This window comes from Tardiphaga sp. 813_E8_N1_3, assembly GCF_051811025.1.
Lineage (GTDB): Bacteria > Pseudomonadota > Alphaproteobacteria > Rhizobiales > Xanthobacteraceae > Tardiphaga.
Genome location: NZ_JBPWQE010000001.1, coordinates 3,098,246 through 3,118,680 on the forward strand (window position 1 = coordinate 3,098,246; position 20,435 = coordinate 3,118,680).

Genomic DNA, 20,435 nt, shown 5'->3' on the forward strand with positions numbered 1-20,435 from the left:
CTGCTCTTCAGACATGCGTCATCACCCCTATTGTTTGCGGCGCGGGGGCGCCGTCGTGTTTCGCATTCCCGCCCTCCTGTGAGAGGGCGTGCGGAACGCCGGGTGCCCGTTGCACCCTTGGGCCTGATGCGAATGCGGTCTTCCGCAATTGTGAGTGCATCAGGACTTTCGGAGGCGCCGAGCGATTGCCCAGCGTTCCGCCTGCGGTGTTTTTTCGGTTGCTTGCACTTTGCCTCAGCGAACGATCCGATCACCGAATTAAAGTCCCAAGGCGATGGGAAGGGAGCCTCAAGCGAATAGGCCGGACACGTTTTGACTTTGGTCGTCCGTCACACTGTCCAGAGAGTCTTTCCATCCCAAGGTCGGCCGTCTCCTTGCCAGTGGCAGTGCTGGCGCAGATCCGTCCTGCCCGAAGACAGACGTCCCCCCTAAACCGCGTAACGCCGCATCTCCGGCGTCCACCGCATCCCACCCCGCGAACGTGACGATCGCGATCGCCCCTCTCGGTGGGGCAGGACGAAGGGGAATATAAACCTTATAGGTGTATTGTCAACAAGAGATAGGAAAAAATGTTTGAGGCATTCTCAACTGTCGTCCCCGCGCAGGCGGGGACCCATACACGCCGGAGATATGATGAGAGCGCAGACGCGGTGCCTCTGCCACTCTAATTTCTTCATCGGAGGTTATGGGTCCCCGCCTGCGCGGGGACGACATGTGAGTGCGTGGCAAGCCACCCGCCTCATTCTCCCGCCCTACAGCAGCCCCAGTTCCCGCAGCTCGCGCCGCATCGGCTCCGGCATCGCTTCGATACTCGCGGCGGCCTTGCCGAGATCCGGCGGGGCGTCCTTGTCGGTGAGGTAGCGCCAGCCCTGGAACGGACGCAGCGGACGCGGCGCGACGGTGACGGGTTTCGGCTGCATCACCAGACGGCAGCGGTTGATACCGTCGCTGTCGCGGAACGGTTCGATGGCCAAAATCTTTTCGCGCAATGCGATCTCGCCCTTGATCACCCAGTAGAGCGAACCGCCGTCGAGCAGTTCGACATCGCGCTTCGGCAGCATGCGGGTGATGTGGATGTGATGCTGGGGTGCACCGCGCGCTTTTGCTGCGCGCATCCGTTCAGAGAGATAGCTCTTGAAATCCGCGATGGATTCGCAGCCGACGGCGAGCTTGATGAGATGCAGGGGCATGGGTCAGAAATCGGCAGTGCGACACGGTTTTACAAGGCGTTATCCACCGCTCAGTTATCGGCCGGCGGGGCCTCCGGTGCAAGCTGCACGGGCGCTACGGTGGCAGGCGCCTGTGGACGAGCGGCGGTCTTCGGTACGGGTTGCTTCTTCGCGGCAGCAGATGGCGGCGTTGCCGTCGCGGCGCGCGGCGCAGGTGCCTGCGCATTGGCGGCGGCCGGCGGCGTCTTCGGCGCGGGCGCAGGTGTTTCGGTCATGATCGAGATGGGCGGGATCGAGGACGAGGACGGGAAATCCGCCGTGGTCGGCTTGCCGGTCGGAACCGACGCCGGCAATCCGGCCAACGCACCCGTCGCAGCGGCTGCAGCCGCAGGCGGCGCGTTCCAGCCGGGCGCATAGCGCGTCACGAGACCCGCATAGGTCCGCTCTTCCATATTCGCGGCAATCCGCTTGTGATCGGTCAGCGCGGCATAGGCAGCGCAGCTCTCCGGCATGCAGCGATCGCGCGACTGCAACACATAGGCAATCAGGCCGTAGCGATCACGCTCGATCGCGCGGCGCAGTCCCGCCAGGTCAGGCGTCATGGATTTATTCGCTGCGGCGACATCGCCATGGGCGATCAAGCGGTTGATCTGCGCAGCCGAGGCGGACACGGCAGCCGCCACCGAATCCGCGGAGCCGAACAGCACCTTCTCGCAACCCGCGAGCACCATGTCGCCGGCGAGATCGTCGAGGCAGGACAGTGCCGGCAGCGAGGTATTCACCTGAGGCATTGAGGCGACGTGCGATGCCTCCTGCCCCGCGGTTTCGGATTTGCGCAGCGTCGCTGCAGCAGCGACGCCGATCGCCAGCAGCGTGATCACGGTCAGCGCGCCATTGGCGACGGACTTCTCGGCGCGCAGCAACGTCGCCAGTACGATCAGGGCGAAGAAGACGGAGGCAGCCAGCGCGAGCCACATCGGAAGCGTCGGCGCGCGCCAGATTTGATCGAGCGAATTCGCCCATACCCCGTTCATCGAGTCGTCCCCGCAGATGTGGAAGCCATACTTCCGAAGAAAGTGCTTCCAAAGAAAGTCGGGCTGCCATGAACCCGCAATATGCGGTTGTTATGGCACGGCCCCGGTCATGACGAAATCGTGGCGGCGCGAACCGGGACCCGTTCCGACCGAAAACGCTTCAGTCGTCCTCGAAGCGCGGGATGACGATGGTTTCGGCGAGGCCCTCGTCGGTCCATTGCCGGAACGCCGGCAGCGCCTGCATCGTATCCATATACGCGCGCGCCTCCGGCGTGGCATCGATGTCGTAGGTCAGGAACCGGTGCACCACCGGCGCATACATGGCATCCGCACCGCTGAAGGCACCGAACAGATACGGTCCATACTTGCCGTAACGCGCGCGGCAATCGGCCCAGATCTGCTGAATGCGCCGGATATTGGCCTTGGCATCGTCGGACAGCGCCTTCGCCCGGACCGGCCGGTGCAGATTCATACCGCATTCGTTGCGCAGCGGCATGAAGCCGGAATGCATCTCGGCGGACACCGAACGCGCATGGGCGCGCGCGGCCCGGTCTTCCGGCCACAGCTTTGCATCCGGAAAGCGCTCGGCAGCATATTCGATGATCGCCAGCGAATCCCACACCGTGATCTCGCCATCAACCAGCGCCGGCACCTTGCCGGACGGGGTCACATCGAGAATGCGCTGCTTGTCGGCGGCATCCGTGTACAGCGGTACAAACACCTCCGCGAAGGGGATGCCGGCAGCCTTCAGCGCAACCCATGGCCGCATCGACCACGACGAATAATTCTTGTTACCGATCACCAGCGTCAGCGACATCAACCACTCCTTGCGAGACCGGTAAATTGCCACGCATGCGCCTCTGCAAGCAAGCCGCGTGCACAGGCTTGTTGCTGCATCACGGCATGCGTGGCAGAAGTGCCAATCGATATGATGGGTGCTGCATGGTCAACTATTCCTGGGTCGACGTCTTCGCGCTGGGCTTCTTCATCCTGGAGTGGACGACCTATGCGATCACGCTGGAGCACACCAAATACGGCCGCGACAGCCTCTCCGCGCGCATGCATGTCTATCGTGAGGTCTGGATGCGCCGCCTGATGGAGCGCGAGGCGCGCATCGTCGACACCCACATCATGACGTCGCTTCAGAACGGCACCGCGTGGTTCGCCTCGACTACGCTGATCGCCATCGGCGGCTCGCTGGCACTGCTGCGCGCCACCAACGAAGTGATGCCGATGATGCAGAACCTGCCGTTCGGCTTCAACACCACGCCCGGCCTGTGGGAGATCAAGTGCTTCGGGCTGATTTTGATTTTCGTCTATGCGTTCTTCAAATTCGCTTGGTCGTACCGGCTGTTCAACTATGTCGCGATCCTGATCGGCGCGATGCCGCTGGCCTCGAAGCGCGACACGCCGGAGGCCGAAGCCCATGTGGTGCGCACAACGAGGATGTTCGGCGCGGCGGCCCGCCACTTCAACCGCGGGCAGCGCGCCTTCTTCTTCGCGCTCGGTTATCTCGGCTGGTTCGTCAGCCCCTGGGTGTTTCTGGTCTCGACGGCAGCCGTGGTGATCGTGACCTGGCGCCGGCAGTTCGCCTCCAATGCCTGGCAGGCCATGGCGCCGGATATGGATGTCGGGGCTACCCCGCGAAATCCTGCGGCGTAAAATCGAGATCGAGCACCTTCCACTCGTCGTATTTGTCGGCCGGCAGCATCGCATAAGGCTGGCAGGCTTCCAGCGCCTGTTTGGCTGCCTGCATCAGCAGCGCGGCCTTGGCCGGCCGCCGGACCTCGATCACCGTGGGCTCGGCGACCAGCCGGCCATCCGGCGAGAACACGGCGCGCAGCTTGACCTTGGCGTCATCGCCGCGCGCAACGGTGGCAGGCAATTTCGAACAGCTCCGCAGATGACGCCGGAACGCGGCGATATCCAGCTTCGACAGATCCGCCTGCTCCGACGCGGCGCCGCCGCCGAAGCCTTCAGGCAAGCCCAGCATGACGCCGTATTTCACGGTGATATCGGCCTCGGGCTGCGGTGGCACCTGTTGTGGGCCCGGCTGCGGCGCCGGCGGCTGAGCCTGCAAGGCGGCCTGCTGCTGCAACGGCGGTTGCGCGGCGGGTGGCTGTGACGGAGGCGGCGTTGCGGGAGTGGCCTGCGGCTGTTGCTGAGCCTGCTGCGCAGGCGGCGGCGGTTGCTGGGCGGCCTGTTGCTGCGGTGACGGTGCGGGTTGCTGCGGCGATGTCTTCTGCGGCTGCGGCGGGGTGTTATGCGCCGACGACTGCGGTTTGGCGGCGACGGCCTGCGTCTTCTGCTCTTCGAGGGTCGGCTTGTTGGTCAGGTCGGGCAGCCGAAATTCCGGCTCGGGCGTCTTTTCCGGCTTTTTTTCGGGCTCCGGCGGTGTCTCCTCGGCCTTCTTCTCCGCCTCGGCGAGCTGCTGCGGCGTGACTAGATCGACGGCAACGCTCTCCTCGTGCTGCTCCATCGGCCGCGCATCGGCGAAATAGACCCCGGCCGCCAAAGCGAGGTGGCCGACCACCGAGACGGCAATCGCTGCGCGGATGAGGTGCCTTGGTTCCATGGGGCTAATGAGACTTCTGTACGCCGACTGGCTCGATCATAGCGTCGTGCCCCTCCCCGCGCCATGTCCGCCAAGCCACAGCTTGCGTCGCGCGGTGCGATCGGTCATGGCAGTGCATGGCCAAATCCCCTCCGAAGACCCCGAAGCCGTCAGCCGCCAAGCTGGCCCCGAAACCGAAGCCCTTGCCGCTCGACGAGGCGATCCTCGACGCGCTCACCCGCAACGGCACGGGCACGCTGAGCCCTCCCGAGATCGCGCATGTGATCGAGCCCGAGGGCGACTGGCACGCGCTGCTGATGCCGATCCGCCGCGCCGCCGTGGCACTCGCCCTTGACGGCCGTCTCGTGATCTATCGCAAGGGCAAGCCGGTCGAGGATCCCAACGACTTCCGCGGCGTGTACCGGCTGGGGCTGCCAAAGGCGGAGTAACGTATCAGCGCTCCTTCGGCCCCGGCAGCAATTCGCTGCTGCGGCCGGCGATCCAATAGGTGATCAGCCCCACCCATTCGTGAACCGCGATGTCGCTCCGGCTGAGGCCGACGCTGGCGGAATCGAAGGTCTCGCTGGCGTCGATCCAGCCGCGCGTGCGCCAGTCCACCGGATAGGCTTCGACATCGAAGCCGGCCCTGCGGAACGCGCCGATCGCGCGCGGCATATGCCAGGCGGACGTCACCAGCAGCCAGCGCTCGCCGGGCTTCGGCGTCACAAGGCGTGCGGTGAAGGCGGCATTTTCGTCGGTGGTCCGGGACTCGGTTTCGAGCGTGACGCGTTCGGACGCCACGCCGAACCGCCGCAGCAGCTCGCCGGCCACCGGTGCTTCGGACAGCGACTTTTCAATCAGGCTGCCGGCACCGCCGGTGAAGACGATACGCGCCTGCGGATAGCGGCGCGCCAGCTCCAGCATCGCCGTTATCCGCTCGCCGGCCGAATTGATCTCCAGCGAGCCGCGCGCCGCGGATGAATCCGAATCGATGGCGCCGCCGAGCACGATGATGCCGTCGGGTGCACGGCCATCGTCCTGCCATTTCGGAAAACGCTCGGTCAGCGACAGCATCAGCACATTGCCGACGGGCGAATAGCCGAACAGCAGCAGCAACAGAATGCCAAAGGTGACCAGCAATGTCCCGACACGCTGGCGCTGCAGCAACACCAGCACAATGCCGATCACGCAGATCGTGACGATCGCATTGGTCGGCTCCGTGAAGAAGCCGAGCATCTTGGAGAATGTGAAAAACATGAGGCCCTTGGCTTGCCGGACGGTGTCACTGCATGAGCCATCCCGTTTGCAAGATCAAGGCGGCAAGATCAACGCCGCAAATCCCGGCTGACCTGATGGATCAATCCCATTTCGGCGCGAAGCCGTAGTCGGTCAGCCGCCCCTTCGGATGCGCCAGATGCGAAATCCGGGACATCTCGTTTTCGGACAGCATGAAATCGAACACGTCGATATTCTCCGACAGACGCTCGACCTTGGAGGTGCGCGGGATCGCCACCGCACCCTGCTGGACCAGCCAGCGCAGGCACACCTGTGCTGCGCTCTTTCCATGTGCCTTGCCGATGTCGGAAAGCGTTTCATCGCCGCGGACACCGCCCTGGGCGATGGGGCTGTAGGCGACCATGGCCAGACCATTCTGCTGGCAGGCGCCCTGCACCTTCGCCTGGTCGAGATAGGGATGGTATTCGACCTGATCGCAGACCAGCGGCGCGGGACATGCGGCGACAGCCTGCTCGATCAGCGCCACGGTGAAATTCGACAGGCCGATATGCCGGGTCAGGCCCATCTGCCTGGCGTGCGCCAGTGCGCCGAGCGTTTCCTCCAGCGGCACCTGCGGGTTCGGCCAGTGCAGCAACAGCAGATCGACCTCGGTCATCCGCAGCTTGGTCAGGCTCTCCTTCACGGAGCGTTCGAGATTGTGAGGCGCGAAATGCGTGGTCCAGACCTTGGTGGTCACGAACATCTCGTCACGGCGAATGTGCGACGCGTGGATGCCCTCGCCAACATCGCGCTCGTTTTCATAGACCTGTGCGGTGTCGATATGGCGATAGCCGAGCCGGATTGCCTGCTCGACGGTGCGTGCACAAGCGCGGCCACGCAGTTCCCATGTCCCTAGGCCGATGGCCGGGATGCGGGCGCCGTTTGCTTCCACGAACTGCATCATCTTCTCCTCTGACGGAGCAACGATACGAACGCCGACAAGCTTTTCCTGGACAGGGCCGGCGCGTCAGCGCAGGCGATGATCCACAGTGATCGTTCAGGCGTCCGCAGCAACCGGTGCAAGCGCCGCGAACACCGTCTCCGGTGCATGTGCGATCACCGCCAGCAACGCTCGGGCCGGACCGCGCGGCATGCGCTTGCCCTGCTCCCAATTGCGGATCGTCTCGACGGGAACGCCAAGGCGCGCGGCAAATTCCATCTGGGTCAGTTGCGCGCGGCGGCGCAGATCGCGCACTTCGGCTTCGCCGGGTCGCACCGCGACCGGCTCCGGCACGACAGGCATATCGGGAACCAACGGCACTTCGTGCCCGTCCCGCAATTCGACGATCCGTCCGTCAGCCTTCAACCGCAAGCGCATGTTCGACCTCATTGCGCGTGATGGTCGTTGATTACCGTTAAGGAGCGGTGAATTCAGCGACGAGTCATCAGGAATTGCGCGACACCTTGATCATTTGGTCTTAGCGATCTTGTCAGTCAGATACTCATTCAGATCGCGAAAGTCCTTAACCGTCCATGCGAACGGAGGCAATTCCACGCCGTTTTCGCGCAAGGTCCTTGGAATAAGATCGCCGTTGGGACGGAGTATGACGGATGATACAATCACGCCGGGATAATCAAGCAGGCGCTTCTTGAACTCGGGTGTCGTGAGATCGGGTGCGGGCGGATTGCTTTTATCAGCCAAAGGCCCTGTGCCCTTAACGTCATTTCCGTGGCACATCGCGCAGCGGTTCAAGAAAATCCGCTCCCCATTCCTGCTGTCTGCAAGAGACATCGACGGCATACAAAGCACTATCGCTAATGCAGTAGCAATGCCCCCCTTCCTAACTATCATAGTGCCCTGCCTCCGAACCTGCCGAGGCCTATCACATGGAATAATGACCAAGCGGTTAGAGTGAATATGAGTCCGGCCGCCGCTCGGCGCGACGGCATTCTGCCGATTAGGTCGTAGCGCTGGCGCGATCTTAAGCATCGAGCAACCCACGCTAGCCGGCTAAGAGGTCTCAGTGCTCGTTGACCGCAGCGCCGAGCTTGATCAGGCTCAGCGAGCGGTTCGCGGTCTCGCGCAGGCGGCAGTAGCTCGCGCCGCCCCGGTACATGCCAGGCTCGACTTTGTCGAAGACCGCGCAGAAGCGATCACGCGACGCGACGAAAGTTTTCTGCGAGTCCGTGGCCGCCTTGGTCACGTCGGCCCCGCCGGCCTGAGCCATCTTTAGCGCCTCATTGGTTTTCTGCGTCCAAATGGCGAGTTCGCGCGACGCGCAGGCTTTCCATTTGGCGACGTCGTCATTCGCGCCCTCTGCCGCTTTGATGCAGGGGTCGGCGACGAGCCCGACGCACGCGCCGCCAAAGCCGCCGTTTTCCTCCGCGGTCTTCAGGCATGCATCGATCACTGCAACGTCGGTGGGCTTGGCGCCTTGGGCGAAAGCTGCCGATGCGAACGGGAGGCTTGCAGCGAGCACGACAACGGTAAGTTTGAGCCTCATTGGAGATCTCCGTTCGACGCATCGAGGTGTTTGGTTTTTCATAGATGTTGGTCATAGAACCACGCATGAGGTTCAACCGTAGGGTAGCCACGCAGGTCGCGAGACACCCGCTCCTGTCCAAAACCGCGCCTTAGACTCCAACGGTCCTGGAATAAAAACAAAACAACCGTGTGAGTGCGGGTTGTTGCAGATTTGAGGTGCCCGGAAACAATGACTCGGCACCTGATTGAACCGAATGGGCGTGCGCAGCGGCTATGACACATTGTGCCTTTCTTCATCGCAGGAGATAGACTGACGTGTCCAACACCCGGAAACTGACGCCCGCACTCTCGACGTCTGGGTGCGACCTGCTGAGGCAATTCGGATTTGATGGTCGAAAGACGCTCTTCTTGCTGCTTCTTCTTGTTGCGATACCCGCGAACGACTGCTCCGCGCAGACACCGCCGCCGCCAGTCGACGAACATGTGTTCGAGAGCGTGCCACCGACGGTCGCGAAGAGATTGGCGACCCGCTTTTCGCTAGGCGCATTCCCCGGCCGCTTCGAGAAGACGACGCTCGGCGCGATCCGCGAAGCCGTGGGCGTTGGGACCATCCAACACCAGGGCGACGCTGGAGGTAGCATCTATTGGCTGTGTTATGGGCGCGCGCAGCATCGACTATGGGTCGTATCGAGCGGAGAGATAGGTGGCCCGGACCATCTCGTCACAGAGGTCGTTGAAGAGCTCACCGAGAAGGGCGCCGAGACCTCGACCGATTGCGCCAACATCCCGAAAAGGTTCGCGCCCCTCGTCTTCGACGGCAAGCTGCATTTAGGTATGTCGCGTTTGGAGGTCGTCACGGAGCTGGGACCGCCGTCGAAGTCGGAAACTGCTCAGATGGTGTATTCTCACCACGGAAAGCTCGCAGACGGTTTCGACGAGACCGCATGGCTCATTCTCCGATTTCGTGACGAAAAGCTCGTGTCCATGCGCGGCGGCAAGACCACGACGAATTGAAGTGGCTGCTAGCAGCGTCATGCTTCCCTGCGTGAGGTGCGATGCGCCGACAGGACGTGCGATCGCCGGGTGACACGTGCTGCAGGTCACCTCCTCTTCATCGTTGGACCATGGGTTTCGCTCCGGCGCGATGCGCCCCCGCTCACCTCATCCTGCGCACCACTCATTTCCGGCCAAGACGGCAACCGGATTATTTCAGCCCGAACCACAGCGTCGCAATACCGAGAAACGAGAAAAAGCCGACCACGTCGGTCACCGTGGTCACGAATGTACCGGAGGCCACCGCCGGATCGGCCTTGACGCGTTCGAGCACCATCGGGATCAGGATGCCGCCGAGTGCGCCGGCGATCAGATTGCAGATCATTGCAAGGCCGATGACGATGCCGAGACCGGGCGTCCTGAACCAGGCATAGGCTGCGAAGCCGGTGATCACGGCAAAGGCCAGTCCGTTGATCAGGCCGACAAGGCCTTCGCGGATCACGATGCGCATCGCGTTGTTGGGATTGAGCTGCCGCGTCGCCAATGCCCGCACCGCGACCGTCATGGTCTGGGTCGCCGCATTGCCGCCCTGGCTGGCGACGATGGGCGCCAGCACCGCCAGCGCCACCATCTGCTGCAACTGGTCCTCGAACAGGCCCAGCACGGACGACGCGATGAAAGCGGTCGCGAGATTGACGATCAGCCAGGTGAAGCGGCCCTTCGCGATGGTCCAGAAATTGTCCGACAGTTCTTCGTCCGACGTGACGCCGCCGAGCGCCTTGAGGTCTTCGTCGGCTTCCTCCTCGATGACGTCGACGACGTCGTCGATGGTGATGACGCCGACCAGCCGGTCGTCAGTATCGACCACGGGTGCCGCGACAAGATTGTACTTGCCGAACATCCGCGCCACTTCCTCCTGATCGTCCAGCACCGAGACGCGGCGGCGGTCCTCGTCGATCAGATCAGCCAGCAGCACCGGACGGCGGGCGCGTAGCAGCGCGTCGAGCGATACAGCGCCCTGCCAGCGCTGATCGGCATCGACGGAATAGATCTCGTAGAACCGGTCCGGCAGGTCCGGGGTTTCGCGCATATAGTCGATGGCCTGGCCGACATTCCAGTCCGGCGGCATCGCGATGAACTCGGTCTGCATACGCCGGCCGGCGGAGTTTTCCGGGTAAGTGAGGCTGTGCTCGAGCGCCACACGCTCTGAGAGCGGCAGCTTCTCAAGGATCTCGTCCTGGACCTCCTCGTCGACGCCTTCCAGCAATTCGACGGCATCGTCGGAATCGAGCTCGCGAACGCCCTCGGCCACCGTTTCCGGCTGCAGATCTTCGAGCAGTTCCTCACGGACGGTGTCATCGACCTCGTTCAACGCCGAGAAGTCGAAATCTGCGCCGGTCAGCTCGATGAGGCTGACGCGTTCGTCGGCGTCGAGGGCTTCGATCAGGTCGCCAAGATCGGCCTCATGCAGCTCGCCGACGATCTCCTTGAGAAATGCGGTATCGGCAACCTGAACCGCGTGCGAGATCGCCTCGACAAATTCGGGGCGAATGTCGCCTTCATCGTTGCGCATCGGCATCTTGTCGAGCGCCGACAATTCCTCGGGAACGACCGATTGGGCGAGATCGACATCATCGGCCATGCCGCACCTCGCCTGCTTGTTTGGGGGGTGACGGAGCTAGCGCTATCCTGTCGGAAATGCGCTAATCCATCTGTGAACGGAAGCTCGCATCAGGCATTACCCAATGCGCAATGCCTGATGCAATCGGAAAAATGCGGTTCGCGAAATGAGCGGCCGGGAAAGTGTCGTGATCGTGTTAAAGGCCGCCATCTTTGCCTTGATTGCATCGACCGTTGTCGCACATGCCGAAGACTGTCCGCGCAAGGATACGCTCGGCACCGCACGCATTCTCACCGTGGATCCCAGGACCACTCCGCGAGTCGGAACGCAGAGTTTTCCGGACACACTGCCGCTGGAAGACCGCGAGGTCGTGCTGACCTTCGACGATGGCCCGAACGCACCGACCACGACGAAGATTCTCACAGCGCTGTCGCGCGAATGTGTTCGCGCGACCTTCTTCCTGATCGGCAACAGCGCGACAGCCAATGCGTCGCTGGTGAAGCGCATGGCAGCCGAGGGCCATACCATCGGCCATCACACCCTCGCTCATGCCGATCTCAAGAAAATCAGCAATGCGGCCGCCGTCGAACAGATCGACCGCGGCATCAGCGCCGACGAGATGGCGCTGAACGGCAAGGCCACCACCGTGCCGACCACGCCGTTCTTTCGGTTTCCCTATTTCGAGTCGACCCCGGCCCTGCTGGACATGCTGCAATCCCGCCGGATCGCAGTGTTTGGCGCGGATTTCTGGGCCAGCGACTGGAATCCCATGACCCCGCAGCAGCAACTGGAGCTGATTACCGGCCGGCTGAAGGCGGCTGGGCGGGGAATCATCCTGTTTCACGACACCAAGGCGCAGACTGCCGCGATGCTGCCCGATTTCCTGCGCTATCTCCGAGAGAACCGCTACCGCGTCGTGCACATCGTGCCCCCGGCCGCAGGGGCCTCCGCCCGCTCCAGTTCCCAGTAGAACGCGCGACCATCAGGATGCGGAAAATACCGTCGGCGGGCCGACATGATTAACATTGCGTTCACAGCCGCCCCGGTAACTTCACGGCCGACATCAAAGCGAGTGACGGATCGACCAATGAACAAGGCGACGACTGACCGGGCACAACGCCTTCTGTGCCTGAGCCTGCTCACCGGCCTGACCCTGTTCACCGCCGCCGCAGCCTCCACCACCAGCGCTTTGTCGGCCGAGGCGTGCCCGGGCAATCCCGGCGCGCTCGGCACCTCGCGCACCATCGTGGTCGATCCCCGCGAACATCCCAAGATCGGCACCATGCAATATGCCGAGACGCTGCCGCTGCAGGACAAGGAGGTCGTGCTGACCTTCGATGACGGCCCGATCCCGAAACACTCGAATGCGATCCTCGATATCCTGGCCTCCGAATGCGTGAAGGCGACCTTCTTCATCATCGGCCGGATGGCGAAGGAGCACCCCGAAGGCGTGCGCAAGCTGATCGCGCTCGGCCACACCGTCGGCACCCACAGCCAGAACCATCCGCTCAGCATGAACCGCATGCCGATCGAGAAGGCACAGCAGGAAATCGAGGACGGCATCGCCAACACCACGGCGGCGCTCGGTGATCCCAAGTTGCTGTCGCCGTTCTTCCGGATTCCCGGCCTGCTGCGCGCCAGCGTCGTCGAGGACTATCTCGCCTCGCGCGGCATCCAGACCTGGAGCGCCGATTTCCCGGCCGACGACTGGCGCCATGTGTCGTCGCAGAAGGTCCATGACCTCGCGATCTCGCGCATCGCCGCCAAGGGCAAGGGCATCCTGTTGCTGCACGATATCCAGCCGCGCACCGTCGCCGCCCTGCCCGGCATCCTGCGCGACCTCAAGGCCGGCGGCTATCGTATCGTCCATGTCGAGGCGGCAACGCCCGATAAACCGAAGACGCCCACGGAGCCGCAGCAGTGGCAGTTGCATCCGGTGTCGGAGACCGTGGCCGTCACGCGCTGGCACAAGGTGCCGACATTCGCCTTCGCCCATGATGACATGCTGCCCGCGCCGGCGATCTCGGCCTCCGACCAGATGCTGTCGCTGAGCAGGAATTTCGATCGGCGGCGGGGCGCCGTGCCATTGCCTGAACAGGCGCCATGGCCACGCGACGCGAGACTGCATGCGATGACGAACACTGCATCGTTGCCGGTACCGGCACAGGACCTGTTCGAGATCACCGAGCGCCATAGCAAGCCCGTCAATGCGCTGGTCCGGCTGCCGCATCACGCGCAGCAGACGGTGCCCTCCCGCGGCTCTGCTTCAGATGCGATCGGGCAATTGATCTCGATCGATGCCAGTGCGGCCAGACGCACCATCCCCGGCGCCATTCCGCCGGGCCTGCATCCGACGACAGTTGCCGTCCCGCGCTGAGCGCGACGGGATCAGCTGACGATCTTGGCGATGCACAGCACCACGATGATGCCAAGGAACAGCAGGTCGATATAGGACTTCATCTCGCCGGCCTGGCGCTGCTCGACCACATCCTTCACGACCGTCCTGCGTGTTGCCACGGCAGCCGGCCCCTCACCGGACAGGCCGCCGAGCCGGCGTGCTTCGAGTTCGAGCTTCTCGATCGCCTTGAAGAAGATGAAGGTGCGTAGCGCCGAGATCGCCCGCATGCCCGCATAGGCCAGCACCAGAATCGCCACGATGGCGCGCTGCTGGTAGGTGCCGACGAAATTCAGGCTGAAATAGACCAGCGCCAGGAAGGCAAAGTTGGAGATGAAACGATAGGCATAGCTCAGATATTTCATGTCCGCTCCGGAAGATCGACGCTACCGGCCATGTCTAGCTGCCGGACGGCGGCGTTGCTACTGGCAAGTCGTTACCTGAGCGCTAAAGGTTGATGACAACTACAATGCATCTGGAGATTTACCCGCAACGCGCCAACGGACTTTTGTCAAACGACGGCGCGTGGCACCGACCGACCGGCCGAACGAAGAGCGACCAGCATGTTCGGCGCCGTGCGATAAGCGCGATCATGCGGCAGCGCTTCCCGCACTATACAACCTTGACAGCGGAACCGGCTTCGACGTAACCAACCGTCATTGCAGGGTGTCTCCCCGCCGTAAGCGTTAACGTCACTCAACGTGCTCAGCTCCGGACAGCCCCCATGTGGCTGGCCGCCTCGAAAGCACGTCGACATGAACCAGAACGCTCCCCCAAAATTCAAAGCTGCGTCCAAGCCTGCACCGCTCAGCCGCGACGAGCGCAAGAGCCTGATCAAGCAGGTGCTGATCGTCTTTTTCGGCTTCCTCTCGGTCGGCCTGCCGCTGCCGCCGATCTCGCTCTACATGCATGACCAGCTCGGCTTCTCGGCCGGCGTGATCGGCTTTGCCATCGGCATCCAGTCGGTGGTGACGGTGCTCACCCGGCACCGCGCCGGCACGCTGAGCGACCATCACGGCGCGCGCTATGTGATCCGGCTCGGCCTGCCGCTGTCGGCGCTGGCCGGCCTGTTCTATCTGCTGGCTGCCATTGCGCCGCTGCCGGCCGAAGGCAAGCTCACGCTGCTGCTGATCGGACGCGTCGCGCTCGGCTTCGGCGAGAGCCTGTTCATCACCGGCGCCATGAGCTGGTGCATCGGACGGCTCGGCCCGCACCGTACCGGTCTCGTGATGTCCTGGCAGGGCATCGCGATGTATTCGGCGATTGGATTGGGGGCACCGATCGGGCTTGCCGTCTACGCCTCCATCGGCTTCGCCGGCGTCGGGGTACTCGCAGCGCTGTCGCCTTTGATCGCGCTAGCCATCGCCTTTGCGATCCCGGACGTTCCGGTGTCGGGCAGCACCGAACGCACGCCGTTCTACAAGGTGATCGGTCTGATCTGGCGCTCCGGCACGGTCTTGTTTCTGGCCACCATTCCCTTCGCGGGGATCACCGGGTTTCTGGCGCTGACCTTTGTGGAGCGCGGCTGGTCCGGCGCAGGCATCGCACTCGCCGCCTTCTCGACCGGCTTCATCGTCGTGCGCCTCGTCGGCAGTCATTTGCCCGACCAGTTCGGCGGCGCGCGCGTGGCCATGGTGTCGCTGGCGATAGAGGCACTCGGTCAGGCACTGATCTGGCTGTCTACGAGCCCGATGCTCGCACTGCTCGGCGCACTCGTCACCGGCATCGGCTTCTCGCTGATCTTTCCCTCGATGGGCGTCGAGGCCACGCGCCGCGTGCCCATCGAACAACGCGGCCGCGCGGTGGCGAATTTCATCGCCTTCTTCGACCTCGCGATCGGGCTGACAGCACCGGCAGTTGGATATGCGGCGGGCGTGTTCGGCTATGGCGCGACATTCGTGATCGGCGCAGTCGCGGCGATCTGCGCGCTGGTGCTGGCGGCGAGCGGGTGAGCCCGCGCAGCCGCAACTTGCGAGATGCGCGACGACGATGCGGCGCGATCAGGACGGTCCGAAAATGACCCACAAGACAAGCGTAACGAATCCCGCGAGCGCCACCGCGACAATGGCCGCCAGCATCTCATTGTCGAACGCTTTCTGATTCCACTTTGGCATGCGCATGCGCGCGGCGTTTTCTGTTTATGCGGATCAAGCGCGATGTAGTCCGGTGCCGATGCGGGCCGTCGGAAAGTTTTGCTCACGATCCGCTGGACAGCATCCACGCACGACACCGTTGAGACAAGCGGGATGTTCCCGGGTCAGGCCAATAAACGGGCCAACCGAGTCGAACCGGCACGACGAATGCCGGCGTCATGCCAGCAATCATCGTCTGTTCCCTCACACCGCACCTGCGTGAGGAAAACCGCGAATAATTCAACAATTTCAAGGATGAGGTGTGGTGCGCTCGGAGGGACTCGAACCCCCACCCTGTTACGGACTGCCACCTCAAGGCAGCGCGTCTACCAATTCCGCCACGAGCGCTAAAGAAATCCGGCGAGGGGCAAATCGCCCGGCCGGATCAACCGGCGCCGATGTAACAAACCAATGATGGGGAGACAAGGCCTCTTGGCCTCTCCGGGTCACCTATCTGTGGTCAGGCGACCGGGGCAGCATCTGCTTGACCTCGACCGCAATCCGGTTGCGATCGACCATCACCACGCCTGACGCGACAGGCAGGTTGTTGGCGAGGATTTTGACCTCGTCCTGCTCTGTGGCATCCAGTTCGATGATGGCGCCGCGGCTCAGCCGCATCACCTGATGGACGGGCATGGACGTGGTGCCGAGGACCACCATGATATCGACGGTAATGTTATCGAGGGTTGGCACGTCGGCCTCAAATTCCCAGATGCAGGATCGCACAGATGCAAGATTGCGGTGCCTGCGAGATCAACATGTTATGGTTAGCCAATGGTTAATGACCGCCAAACCCTCGATTTAACAGTGTTTTCTCGGGGCCTCGCCGGCCGGCCGGTGGAATGGCGGGTGTCCGATACCCCGATTCCCTATCCGGAGGCCGTGGCCGAGATGGAAGCCCGGGCCGCGGCGATTGCCGATGGCACGGCGCCGGAACTGGTCTGGCTGCTGGAACATCCCCCGCTCTACACGTCCGGCACGTCAGGCAAGGCGGACGACCTGCTGGATGCCCGGTATCCGGTGTTCGAGACCGGCCGTGGCGGCCAGGTGACCTATCACGGCCCCGGCCAGCGGGTGGCCTATGTGATGCTCGACCTCAAGGCGCGCCGGCCCGACGTTCGGGCCTATGTGGCGGCGCTGGAAGACCTGATCGTCCGGACGCTGGCCGCCTTCAATGTGAAGGGCGAGCGGCGCGAGGACCGGGTCGGCGTCTGGGTCGCCCGGTCCGACAAGGGCGCTGGATTTGAAGACAAGATCGCCGCCATCGGCGTGCGGCTGAAGCGCTGGGTCTCTTTCCACGGCATTGCCATCAATGTGGAACCGGATCTGGCGCATTTCGACGCCATCGTGCCCTGCGGCGTGGTCGATCCGCGCTACGGCGTCACCAGCCTGGTCGATCTCGGCCTGCCCGTCAGCATGACCGACGTAGACGTGGCATTGCGGCAGGCCTTCGGCGAGGTGTTCGGCGAGGCCGAGCAGTTCGCGGCGGAAACAACGGTCTGAGCGGCGCGATCGAAATTACAGCGTCGGCAATTGCGAGAAAACCTCGCCGTTAACGCGTAGGGCAAGCAAGTCGGGCGTGGCATCGCTTGTCACGACGCTATCGACGCGCGCGGCCGTTGGACCACGGCGGCACGCCTCGATCATGTCAGTGACAATATCGGCCGGCCCCGCAAACACAGCTTCCACGCTGTCATCGCGGCGGTTGCGCACCCAGCCTTCGAGGCCGCGCAACGAGGCTTGTTGGCCGGTCCAGTAGCGATAGCCAACGCCCTGCACGCGGCCGAGGATCATCACGTGACGGATCACGCCGCTCATCTATTTCTTGAGCCCGAGGAAATCGATGCCGCGCTGTTTCACCACGGCGCCGCGGGTGACGCTTTCCATCAACTCGCTTGAGGCAAGATTCTTCAGCTCCTTCGGCCCCGCACCTTCGCGTACTGCTTTAAGAGTCGCGTGAATGGCGGCTGTCGCTGCGGAGATCGGCGCATGGCCCTGAATGGCAATGCGGACGCGCTGGGCGCTGAGGAAATCCCAATCCATGTCATCGGTGGGACTGCCCAGCACGATCGGCAGCGTTGTCGCAGCGGATGCGGCCTGCAGCTCGGCGCGGCTCTTGAGGCCGGTGAACATCAGCGCGTCGACGCCCGCACCTTCATAGGATTTTGCACGTGCAATCGCATCGTCGACGGAGGTGATCGATGCCGCACCGGTGCGCCCGACGATGACGAGCGCCGGATCCTGCCGGGCGCCAAGCGCCGCCTTGATCTTGCCGAGGCCCTCGTCTGCCGAGATCAGTTGCGCCTTCGCCTCACCGAAGGCGGCAGGCAGCAATGTGTCCTCGATGGTCAGGCCGGCAGCGCCGGCGGCTTCGAGTTCTTCCACCGTGCGGCGAACATTCAGCGCATTGCCATAGCCGTGATCGGCATCGACCAGCACCGGCAGCGAGCCGGCGCGCGACATGCGCCGCATCTGTTCGGTGAGTTCGGTAAGCGTGATCAGCGCGATGTCGGGATCACCGAGAATGGCGAGCGATGCCGCGGAGCCGCCGAACATGCCGACCTCGAAGCCGAGGTCTTCGGCAATACGCACCGAGATCGCATCATAGACCGATCCCGGACGCATGCAGCGATCGCCGGACAGGATCGCCCGGAGCCCGTAACGGCGTTGCCGGAACGTCGTCACGCGAATTCAAGAATGAGCGCATCCACCGCCAGCGTTGCGCCGGCAGCGGCATGGATTTTCTTGACGGTGCCGTCGCGTTCGGCACGCAGCACGTTCTGCATCTTCATGGCCTCCACAACCGCGAGGGTCTCGCCGGCCTTGACGTCCTGACCTTCGGTCACAGCAATCGAGACGACGAGGCCCGGCATCGGGCACAGCAGCTTCTTGCCGGTATCGGCCTTGACGCCCACCGGCATCAGGCGCGCAGCAGCCGCCTCGGCCTCGGTGAAAACGTTCACCGCGACCTCGTAGCCCTGATGGGCGATGCGGATGCCGGACGCCTGAGGGCGCACCTGCATGGCAACGTTGTGGCCGTCGATGGTGCCTTCCCAGACCGGCACACCGGGTTTCCAGGACGACGAGAGCTTATGCGGCGTACCGGTCTTGCCGTCGGCGCCGACGAAAGCCACGGTCACGACATCGCCATCGCGGGCCACATCGAGTGCGATCTCCTCGCGCTCCAGCCACACCGCGCGGCGGCCGGCACGCGTCACCGCACGACCGATCAACTGACCCGAAATCTGCCGCTTGCGATCGCCGTAGATGGAGTCGACGGCAGCGGCCACTGCGGCGATACGGCGGGCGACTTCGCCCTCCGGCGCCCTGGCGGCGAAGCCCTTCGGAAATTCCTCGGCGATGAAGCCGGTGGAGAGATTGCCCTCGCGCCAGCGCGGATGGCTCATCAGCGCCGACAGGAACGGAATGTTGTGTCTGATACCGTCGATATAGAAGGCGTCGAGTGCATGAGACTGCGCCTCGATCGCGGCGGCGCGCGACGGGGCGTGGGTGACAAGCTTGGCGATCATCGGATCGTAATAGATCGAGATCTCGCCGCCCTCCTGCACGCCGGTGTCGTTGCGCACGGTGATGTTGTCGGACTTGCTCTCGGCCGGCGGACGATACTTCACGAGACGACCGATGGAGGGCAGGGAGTTGCGGAACGGGTCTTCCGCATAGACGCGGGACTCCACGGCCCAGCCGGTCAGCGTGACGTCCTTCTGCGCAAGCTGCAGCTTCTCGCCGGCAGCGACGCGGATCATCTGCTCGACGAGGTCGACGCCGGTGACCAGTTCGGTCACCGGATGCTCGACCTGCAGACGGGTGTTCATTTCGAGGAAGTAGAAGCTCTTGTCCTGGCCGGCGACGAATTCCACCGTGCCGGCGCTGTCGTAATTCACGGCCTTGGCCAGCGCCACGGCCTGCTCGCCCATCTTGCGGCGGGTGGTCTCGTCGAGCAGCGGCGACGGCGCTTCCTCGATGACCTTCTGGTTGCGACGCTGGATCGAGCATTCGCGCTCGCCGAGATAGATCACGTTGCCATGCTTGTCGCCGAGCACCTGGATTTCGATGTGGCGGGGATCGACGATGAACTTCTCGATGAAGACACGGTCGTCGCCGAACGACGACTTCGCCTCGGCCTTGGCGAGGTTGAAACCCTCAACCACTTCCGAAGTCGAATGCGCGATGCGCATGCCCTTGCCGCCGCCACCAGCGGACGCCTTGATCATCACGGGATAGCCGATCTCGTCGGCGATCTTCACGGCGTGCTTGTCGTCGGTGATGACACCGAGATAGCCCGGCACGGTGGAAACGTTGGCCTTGGCCGCCGCCTTCTTGGATTCGATCTTGTCGCCCATGGCGGCGATGGCGCCGGGGTTCGGGCCGATGAAGACAATGCCGGCCGCTTCCAGCGCGCGCGGGAAAGCCTCGCGCTCGGACAGGAAACCGTAGCCGGGATGCACTGCCTCGGCGCCGGTCTTCTTGCAGGCCTCGACGATCTTCTCGATCAGCAGATAGCTCTCGGCAGCGGCAGGCGGCCCGATGAACACAGCCTCATCGGCCATCTCGACATGGAGCGCGTCACGGTCCGCTTCGGAATAAACGGCGACGGTCTTGATACCCATCTTGCGGGCGGACTTGATGACCCGGCAGGCGATCTCGCCGCGATTGGCGATCAGAATTTTTTTGAACATGAGCTGTCTTACTTGCAACCTTGAGGCGGGATCGGAAAGATGGGGTCGACGGTACAATGTGGCATGGAGCCGCAGTCGTAACAATTCTGTCGCGGACAAAAACTAGAGAAGACGTCTGGACCGGATCGGCCGAGTTCTTT

At 63.4% G+C, this 20,435-nt stretch carries 22 protein-coding genes and 1 tRNA gene; 7 read left to right on the forward strand and 16 right to left on the reverse strand.

Going from position 1 to position 20,435, the window contains the following annotated elements; genetic code table 11:
* Positions 1–752: 752 nt before the first annotated feature.
* The 3 genes from AB8A33_RS14855 to AB8A33_RS14865 form a co-directional block, all read right to left on the reverse strand.
* The gene (locus AB8A33_RS14855) at positions 753–1,190 is read right to left on the reverse strand and encodes a DUF1489 family protein (RefSeq protein WP_439093439.1); all 438 of its coding nucleotides are present in this window, start codon (positions 1,188–1,190) and stop codon (positions 753–755) included.
* A gap of 50 nt (positions 1,191–1,240) precedes the next feature.
* The gene (locus AB8A33_RS14860) at positions 1,241–2,203 is read right to left on the reverse strand and encodes a hypothetical protein (protein ID WP_439093440.1); all 963 of its coding nucleotides are present in this window, start codon (positions 2,201–2,203) and stop codon (positions 1,241–1,243) included.
* Positions 2,204–2,363: 160 nt separating this feature from the next.
* Positions 2,364–3,020 (reverse strand): glutathione S-transferase family protein, encoded by a 657-nt coding sequence (locus tag AB8A33_RS14865; protein WP_439093441.1) that lies wholly within the window; start codon positions 3,018–3,020, stop codon positions 2,364–2,366.
* A gap of 125 nt (positions 3,021–3,145) precedes the next feature.
* Here AB8A33_RS14865 and AB8A33_RS14870 point away from each other — a divergent pair, with 125 nt between their 5' ends.
* Entirely contained in the window at positions 3,146–3,865 is a 720-nt protein-coding gene (locus AB8A33_RS14870; RefSeq protein ID WP_439093442.1) for a DUF599 domain-containing protein, read from the forward strand.
* On the opposite strand, the gene AB8A33_RS14875 is transcribed toward AB8A33_RS14870, so the two are convergent.
* Positions 3,840–4,778: a hypothetical protein gene (locus AB8A33_RS14875; RefSeq protein ID WP_439093443.1), complete on the reverse strand. Its 939-nt coding sequence runs from the start codon at positions 4,776–4,778 to the stop codon at positions 3,840–3,842. The genes AB8A33_RS14870 and AB8A33_RS14875 overlap by 26 nt on opposite strands.
* A 116-nt stretch (positions 4,779–4,894) precedes the next feature.
* Between AB8A33_RS14875 and AB8A33_RS14880 the strand changes: the two genes are divergently transcribed.
* Positions 4,895–5,206: a DUF3253 domain-containing protein gene (locus tag AB8A33_RS14880; protein WP_439093444.1), complete on the forward strand. Its 312-nt coding sequence runs from the start codon at positions 4,895–4,897 to the stop codon at positions 5,204–5,206.
* Between the two features lie 4 nt (positions 5,207–5,210).
* On the opposite strand, the gene AB8A33_RS14885 is transcribed toward AB8A33_RS14880, so the two are convergent.
* The 5 genes from AB8A33_RS14885 to AB8A33_RS14905 form a co-directional block, all read right to left on the reverse strand.
* A complete protein-coding gene (locus AB8A33_RS14885; protein WP_439093445.1) occupies positions 5,211–6,014 on the reverse strand; it encodes a YdcF family protein in 804 nt (267 codons plus the stop codon).
* A 100-nt stretch (positions 6,015–6,114) separates the two neighbouring features.
* Positions 6,115–6,933: an aldo/keto reductase gene (locus tag AB8A33_RS14890; protein WP_439093446.1), complete on the reverse strand. Its 819-nt coding sequence runs from the start codon at positions 6,931–6,933 to the stop codon at positions 6,115–6,117.
* A gap of 96 nt (positions 6,934–7,029) precedes the next feature.
* Positions 7,030–7,350 carry a helix-turn-helix domain-containing protein gene (locus AB8A33_RS14895; protein WP_081421759.1) on the reverse strand — a complete coding sequence of 107 codons (321 nt, stop codon included), beginning with the start codon at positions 7,348–7,350 and terminating at the stop codon, positions 7,030–7,032.
* 90 nt (positions 7,351–7,440) lie between these two features.
* Positions 7,441–7,773 carry a c-type cytochrome gene (locus tag AB8A33_RS14900; RefSeq protein WP_439093447.1) on the reverse strand — a complete coding sequence of 111 codons (333 nt, stop codon included), beginning with the start codon at positions 7,771–7,773 and terminating at the stop codon, positions 7,441–7,443.
* A 220-nt stretch (positions 7,774–7,993) separates the two neighbouring features.
* The gene (locus AB8A33_RS14905; RefSeq protein ID WP_439093448.1) at positions 7,994–8,518 is read right to left on the reverse strand and encodes a lysozyme inhibitor LprI family protein; all 525 of its coding nucleotides are present in this window, start codon (positions 8,516–8,518) and stop codon (positions 7,994–7,996) included.
* 422 nt (positions 8,519–8,940) lie between these two features.
* On the opposite strand from AB8A33_RS14905, the gene AB8A33_RS14910 reads away from it, so the two are divergent.
* Complete coding sequence (locus tag AB8A33_RS14910; RefSeq protein WP_439093449.1) at positions 8,941–9,471, forward strand: hypothetical protein; 531 nt, start codon at positions 8,941–8,943, stop codon at positions 9,469–9,471.
* 190 nt (positions 9,472–9,661) lie between these two features.
* On the opposite strand, the gene mgtE is transcribed toward AB8A33_RS14910, so the two are convergent.
* Positions 9,662–11,092: a magnesium transporter gene (mgtE, locus tag AB8A33_RS14915; RefSeq protein ID WP_439093450.1), complete on the reverse strand. Its 1,431-nt coding sequence runs from the start codon at positions 11,090–11,092 to the stop codon at positions 9,662–9,664.
* 145 nt (positions 11,093–11,237) lie between these two features.
* Between mgtE and AB8A33_RS14920 the strand changes: the two genes are divergently transcribed.
* Positions 11,238–12,041, forward strand: a complete 804-nt coding sequence (locus tag AB8A33_RS14920) for a polysaccharide deacetylase family protein (protein ID WP_439093451.1) — start codon at positions 11,238–11,240, stop codon at positions 12,039–12,041.
* A gap of 117 nt (positions 12,042–12,158) precedes the next feature.
* Positions 12,159–13,448 (forward strand): polysaccharide deacetylase family protein, encoded by a 1,290-nt coding sequence (locus AB8A33_RS14925; RefSeq protein ID WP_439093452.1) that lies wholly within the window; start codon positions 12,159–12,161, stop codon positions 13,446–13,448.
* A gap of 11 nt (positions 13,449–13,459) precedes the next feature.
* On the opposite strand, the gene AB8A33_RS14930 is transcribed toward AB8A33_RS14925, so the two are convergent.
* Positions 13,460–13,831 carry a hypothetical protein gene (locus AB8A33_RS14930; protein ID WP_439093453.1) on the reverse strand — a complete coding sequence of 124 codons (372 nt, stop codon included), beginning with the start codon at positions 13,829–13,831 and terminating at the stop codon, positions 13,460–13,462.
* 390 nt (positions 13,832–14,221) lie between these two features.
* On the opposite strand from AB8A33_RS14930, the gene AB8A33_RS14935 reads away from it, so the two are divergent.
* Positions 14,222–15,418, forward strand: a complete 1,197-nt coding sequence (locus tag AB8A33_RS14935) for an MFS transporter (RefSeq protein WP_439093454.1) — start codon at positions 14,222–14,224, stop codon at positions 15,416–15,418.
* 443 nt (positions 15,419–15,861) lie between these two features.
* On the opposite strand, the gene AB8A33_RS14940 is transcribed toward AB8A33_RS14935, so the two are convergent.
* Positions 15,862–15,946, reverse strand: a tRNA-Leu gene (locus AB8A33_RS14940).
* Between the two features lie 102 nt (positions 15,947–16,048).
* Positions 16,049–16,291: a FliM/FliN family flagellar motor switch protein gene (locus AB8A33_RS14945; RefSeq protein ID WP_439093455.1), complete on the reverse strand. Its 243-nt coding sequence runs from the start codon at positions 16,289–16,291 to the stop codon at positions 16,049–16,051.
* A gap of 81 nt (positions 16,292–16,372) precedes the next feature.
* Here AB8A33_RS14945 and lipB point away from each other — a divergent pair, with 81 nt between their 5' ends.
* Complete coding sequence (gene lipB, locus AB8A33_RS14950; RefSeq protein WP_439093456.1) at positions 16,373–17,101, forward strand: lipoyl(octanoyl) transferase LipB; 729 nt, start codon at positions 16,373–16,375, stop codon at positions 17,099–17,101.
* A 15-nt stretch (positions 17,102–17,116) separates the two neighbouring features.
* Here lipB and AB8A33_RS14955 read toward each other — a convergent pair whose 3' ends face one another.
* From AB8A33_RS14955 to AB8A33_RS14965, 3 genes are read right to left on the reverse strand one after another with little or no spacing between them, the layout of a single operon-like run.
* Positions 17,117–17,416, reverse strand: a complete 300-nt coding sequence (locus AB8A33_RS14955; RefSeq protein WP_439093457.1) for an acylphosphatase — start codon at positions 17,414–17,416, stop codon at positions 17,117–17,119.
* The gene (locus AB8A33_RS14960; RefSeq protein WP_439095941.1) at positions 17,417–18,223 is read right to left on the reverse strand and encodes an isocitrate lyase/PEP mutase family protein; all 807 of its coding nucleotides are present in this window, start codon (positions 18,221–18,223) and stop codon (positions 17,417–17,419) included.
* Positions 18,224–18,279: 56 nt separating this feature from the next.
* On the reverse strand, positions 18,280–20,295 hold the full coding sequence (locus AB8A33_RS14965) for an acetyl-CoA carboxylase biotin carboxylase subunit (protein WP_439093458.1): 2,016 nt from the start codon (positions 20,293–20,295) through the stop codon (positions 18,280–18,282).
* Between the last annotated feature and the right edge of the window lie 140 nt (positions 20,296–20,435).